The following is a 4,097-nucleotide window of genomic DNA, read 5'->3' on the forward strand; positions in this document are numbered from 1 at the left end:
CCACTGGGGCCGTGTGCAGTCTGCCAAGATTATCCTTAAGCCCTTGGGGTCGCAAGCCGATCAGGCCGGCGGCGGGGCGGTCCGGAGATCATGGTCAAGGAACATTGAATCGTCGCCGCGCGGCGAAACTGCGGCCGAGCGCCGAATTTCGAACCAGCGGTGCGGATTTGGTTAAGATTTGATCAATTCGCCGGACCGGTGGCGGGGCCGGTCCCGATCAGGCCAGCTTGCGGCCGATATCGAGGAACTTTTGCCGGCGCTGGGCGCGGATCGCATCGCGGCCCTGGCCCTTCAGCTCGGCAAAGGCGGCCGCGATCGCGTCGCCGGCGGTCGCGATCATCGCCTCCGGATCGCGATGGGCGCCGCCCTTCGGTTCGGCCAGGATCTGGTCGATCACGCCGAACCTCAGCAGGTCCTGGGCGGTGATCTTCATCGAATTCGCAGCTTCCTGCGCCTTGGTGCCGTCGCGCCACAGGATCGAGGATGCCGCTTCGGGCGAGATCACGCTGTACACGGCGTGTTCGAGCATCAGCACCTTGTTGGCGGTGGCGATCGCGATTGCGCCGCCGGAGCCGCCCTCACCGATCACCAGCGCAACGTTGGGCACGCCGAGCTGCAGGCAAGCGTCGGTCGAGCGGGCAATCGCCTCGGCCTGGCCGCGCTCCTCGGCGCCGATGCCCGGATAGGCGCCCGCGGTATCGACCAGCGACAGCACCGGCAGGTCGAAGCGGTCGGCCATTTCCATCAGCCGCACGGCCTTGCGATAGCCTTCCGGCCGCGCCATGCCGAAATTATGCCGGAGCCGGGTTTCGGTGGTCGAACCCTTTTCCTGGCCGATGACGCAGACGGCTTCGCCGCGGAACCGACCGAAGCCACCCACCAGCGCCTCGTCGTCGCCGAACTTGCGGTCGCCGGCCAAAGGCGTGAACTCGGTGATCAGACCTTCGATGTAATCGACACAGTGCGGCCGCTGCGGATGACGCGCGACCTGGGTCTTCTGCCACGGCGTCAACGCCGCATAGAGATCCTGCAGCGCCTGCTGCGCTTTCTCTTCGATCTTCTCGATTTCCTCGTGGATGTCGCTGCCGGAGGCCGCGAGCGTGCGCAATTCGTCGATCTTGGAATCGAGTTCCGCCACCGGCTTTTCGAAGTCGAGATAGCTGCGCATGGGCCCGGACATGACTTTGGCGATATGGGGAGGAAAGCTGCGGCCGATAGGGCCGCCCGGCTTTTCAAGCCATCCGGGAGCCAAGTCAAGCGGCTGGGACAACTGCCGCAGCGCCGGATCGTGCACCAGCCGGCGCGGCTCGCGCCGGTCGGGTGGCCTGCAGCCGGCGGTTGAACCGCAGAAGCGCTGCCGGCTGCGGTCGAAATCGATGACGCTTCGGTAAGTTGATTTTCACTCGCCGATCTGATGGCTCGGCACCGCCCCTGCCCTAGCCAGAAAGTCCAACATGACCGCCTCAGACGACGCTCCCATCTCGACCGATCGCTTCATGTTCGGGCGCGCGCAGCGCTGGCTGCACTGGTCGATGGCGCTGCTGATCTTCGCGGCGATCGGGCTCGGCGTCGTGTCGGCCTACTATCCGTCAGGCCAGCAGCCGCGGCAGGGTTTGCTCGAACTGCACAAATCGATCGGCTTCACCATCCTGGCGCTGCTCATCGTCCGCATCGTATGGCGACTGATCAGCGGCGAACCACCGTATCGGCGGCCACTCGGACATCTCACCGAAATGGCGGCGCGCGCCGGCCATCTCGCGCTCTATGGCCTGATGCTGTTCATGCCGCTCAGCGGCTATCTGTTCTCCGGCGCCGGCGGGTACTCGCTGCCGTGGTTCGGACTGTTTCAATGGCCGCGGCTGGTGCCGCGCGATCACGCCCTCTCCGAATGGGGCCAGATGCTGCATGACCGCGGCGCCTGGGTGCTGGGCGCGGTGCTCGCAGTGCATCTCGGCGCGGTGTGCTGGCATCAGTTCGTCAAGCGCGACGAAGTGCTGTCGCGGATGACCGGCCGGGCTTCCGAAAGCTAGCGCGGCTCAGCGGCTTTCGCCGAGCGGGTGCAGATCGCGCACCAGGCTCTTCAGCCGCTCCTCGACCACATGGGTGTAGATCTGCGTGGTCGAGATGTCGCTGTGACCGAGCAGCGTCTGCACGATCCGCAGGTCGGCGCCGTTGTGCAGCAGGTGGCTGGCGAAGGCGTGGCGCAGGACGTGCGGGCTCACCAGCCGCGGCGACAGCCCGGCGCGCGCCGCCAAATCCTTCAGATCGCGGGCAAAATGCTGGCGGGTGAGATGCCCGCTCTCGCCGAAGGACGGAAACAGCCATTTCGAGGCCGGCGCGCCTTTGGCTTCTTTGGTGGCGGCCGCAGCTTCTTCAAGATAGCGCGCCATCGCCTGCTTGGCGCCGGCGTTGAGCGGCACCAGCCTTTCCTTGTCGCCCTTGCCGCGGACCACGATCATCCGCGCGTCGCGTCGCGCCGCTGAGAGCGGCAGCGACACCAGTTCCGAGACGCGCAGCCCGGTGGCGTACAGCACTTCGAGCAGGCAGTTCAGTCGCGCCGCGCGCAGCCGGGCCGGCCCCTCCGCGGCATCGGTCTCCTGCCGGGCGCAGGCGAGCAGCCGGTCGACATCGGCGATCGACAGCACCTTCGGCAGGCTGCGGCCCCGCTTCGGCCCAGCCAGGATCGCAGCCGGGTCGTCGGCACGAATCCGCTCGCTGAGCATGAACCGGAACAGATGGCGCAGCGCCGACAGCCGGCGGGCGACGCTGGAGGTGGCAAAGCCGCGGTTGTCGAGATCGGCCAAATAGGCCCGCAGCGCCGCGGTGTCGGCGGAGCCGATGCTGAGCCGGCGGCGGGACAGAAAGTGCGACAGGTCCGCCAGATCGCGCCGATAGGCATCGAGCGTGTTGGCGGAAGCGCCCTGCTCGGCCGCGATCATATCAAGAAACAGCTCGGTCAGCCCGGCGTCCGAATAGGAGGCTGGGCGCAGCGGCGCGGCCTGAGCCTCTGGCTCGGCCAGCGCGGCGGCTTTGGATGTGGTTCGCGGTCGACGCATGCGACCAGCCTAGCGGCTATTTCTTGAGAAATTTGTCCGGGCCGATCGTCACGGTCATTTCGCGGCTGTTGGGCCCGACGAAATTGGCCAACGCGAAAATCGTCCCGTAAATGATACCGCCTACCACACCAATCACCGTCAGGAACCGAAAGAGGGTGGGCATTCGCGAATCTCGGCAGCGGCAGGCGTTTGGCGGCGACGCGCGACTACGACCATGTTCGCCCTTCCCTTGCAAGAGACTCTGGCAAGCCCGGCGACCGGGGTAGTATAGCTTGCCCTTTCAGTCCCACGGATGCCGCGAATGTCTGAAACCGTACCGACGGCTACTGCCGGCAGGTCGCCCCAGGAAGCCGAGATCGTCGCGGCGCTGGGCGATCGCCCGGTCGTGCTCATCGGCATGATGGGCGCCGGCAAATCCACCGTTGGGCGCCGGCTGGCGCTGCGGCTTGGGCTGCCGTTTCTCGACGCCGACACCGAGATCGAATCGGCCGCGGCAATGACCATCCCGGAGATCTTCGAAACCCACGGCGAGCCGCATTTCCGCGACGGCGAGGCCCGGGTGATCGCCCGGCTGCTCGACGGTGGCACCAAGGTGCTGGCTACCGGCGGCGGCGCCTTCATGCGCGAGGAGACCCGCGACCGGATCCGCGAAAAGGCGATCTCGATGTGGCTCGAGGCGGAGGCCGACGTAATCCTGCGCCGGGTCAAACGCCGCGCCGACCGGCCGCTACTGAAGACGCCCGATCCGGCCGGCACCATCGCCCGCCTGATCGCCGAGCGCTACCCGCTGTACCGCGAAGCCGACATCACTATCGCGTCGCGCGACGTACCGCACGAAAAGATCGTCGACGAATGCGTCGCCGCGCTCCACCACTATCTGTGCGGCGCGCCCGCCCCAACCTTGAGCGAGACTTCATGAACGCCCCGCAGAAACACTCCGCCCCGATCACCGTCGAGGTCGCCCTCGGCGACCGCGCCTATGAGATCGTGATCGGCCGCGACGTGATCGCCTCGCTGGGCGAACGGATCGCCAAGCCGCGG

The 4,097-nt window shown here is 66.9% G+C and carries 5 protein-coding genes and 1 pseudogene; 3 read left to right on the top strand and 3 right to left on the bottom strand.

Features of this window, described 5'->3' with window-relative positions; all coding sequences use genetic code 11:
- Positions 1 to 217: 217 nt before the first annotated feature.
- Entirely contained in the window at positions 218 to 1,180 is a 963-nt protein-coding gene (locus DYI24_RS22550) for an acetyl-CoA carboxylase carboxyltransferase subunit alpha (protein WP_107342720.1), read from the bottom strand.
- Between the two features lie 274 nt (positions 1,181 to 1,454).
- On the opposite strand from DYI24_RS22550, the gene DYI24_RS22555 reads away from it, so the two are divergent.
- Positions 1,455 to 2,030: a cytochrome b gene (locus DYI24_RS22555; protein WP_164573918.1), complete on the top strand. Its 576-nt coding sequence runs from the start codon at positions 1,455 to 1,457 to the stop codon at positions 2,028 to 2,030.
- Positions 2,031 to 2,036: 6 nt separating this feature from the next.
- Here DYI24_RS22555 and xerD read toward each other — a convergent pair whose 3' ends face one another.
- Entirely contained in the window at positions 2,037 to 3,056 is a 1,020-nt protein-coding gene (xerD, locus tag DYI24_RS22560; RefSeq protein WP_164573919.1) for a site-specific tyrosine recombinase XerD, read from the bottom strand.
- A 16-nt stretch (positions 3,057 to 3,072) separates the two neighbouring features.
- Positions 3,073 to 3,219 carry a hypothetical protein gene (locus DYI24_RS22565; RefSeq protein ID WP_011156073.1) on the bottom strand — a complete coding sequence of 49 codons (147 nt, stop codon included), beginning with the start codon at positions 3,217 to 3,219 and terminating at the stop codon, positions 3,073 to 3,075.
- Between the two features lie 138 nt (positions 3,220 to 3,357).
- Between DYI24_RS22565 and DYI24_RS22570 the strand changes: the two genes are divergently transcribed.
- Together DYI24_RS22570 and DYI24_RS22575 are read left to right on the top strand one after the other, a co-directional pair.
- The gene (locus tag DYI24_RS22570; RefSeq protein ID WP_164573920.1) at positions 3,358 to 3,975 is read left to right on the top strand and encodes a shikimate kinase; all 618 of its coding nucleotides are present in this window, start codon (positions 3,358 to 3,360) and stop codon (positions 3,973 to 3,975) included.
- Positions 3,972 to 4,097: pseudogene (locus DYI24_RS22575) on the top strand (3-dehydroquinate synthase); the annotation flags it as partial. The gene DYI24_RS22570 and the pseudogene DYI24_RS22575, both read left to right, overlap by 4 nt.

The organism is Rhodopseudomonas sp. BR0C11, from assembly GCF_010820945.1.
Classification (GTDB): Bacteria; Pseudomonadota; Alphaproteobacteria; order Rhizobiales; family Xanthobacteraceae; genus Rhodopseudomonas; species Rhodopseudomonas palustris_H.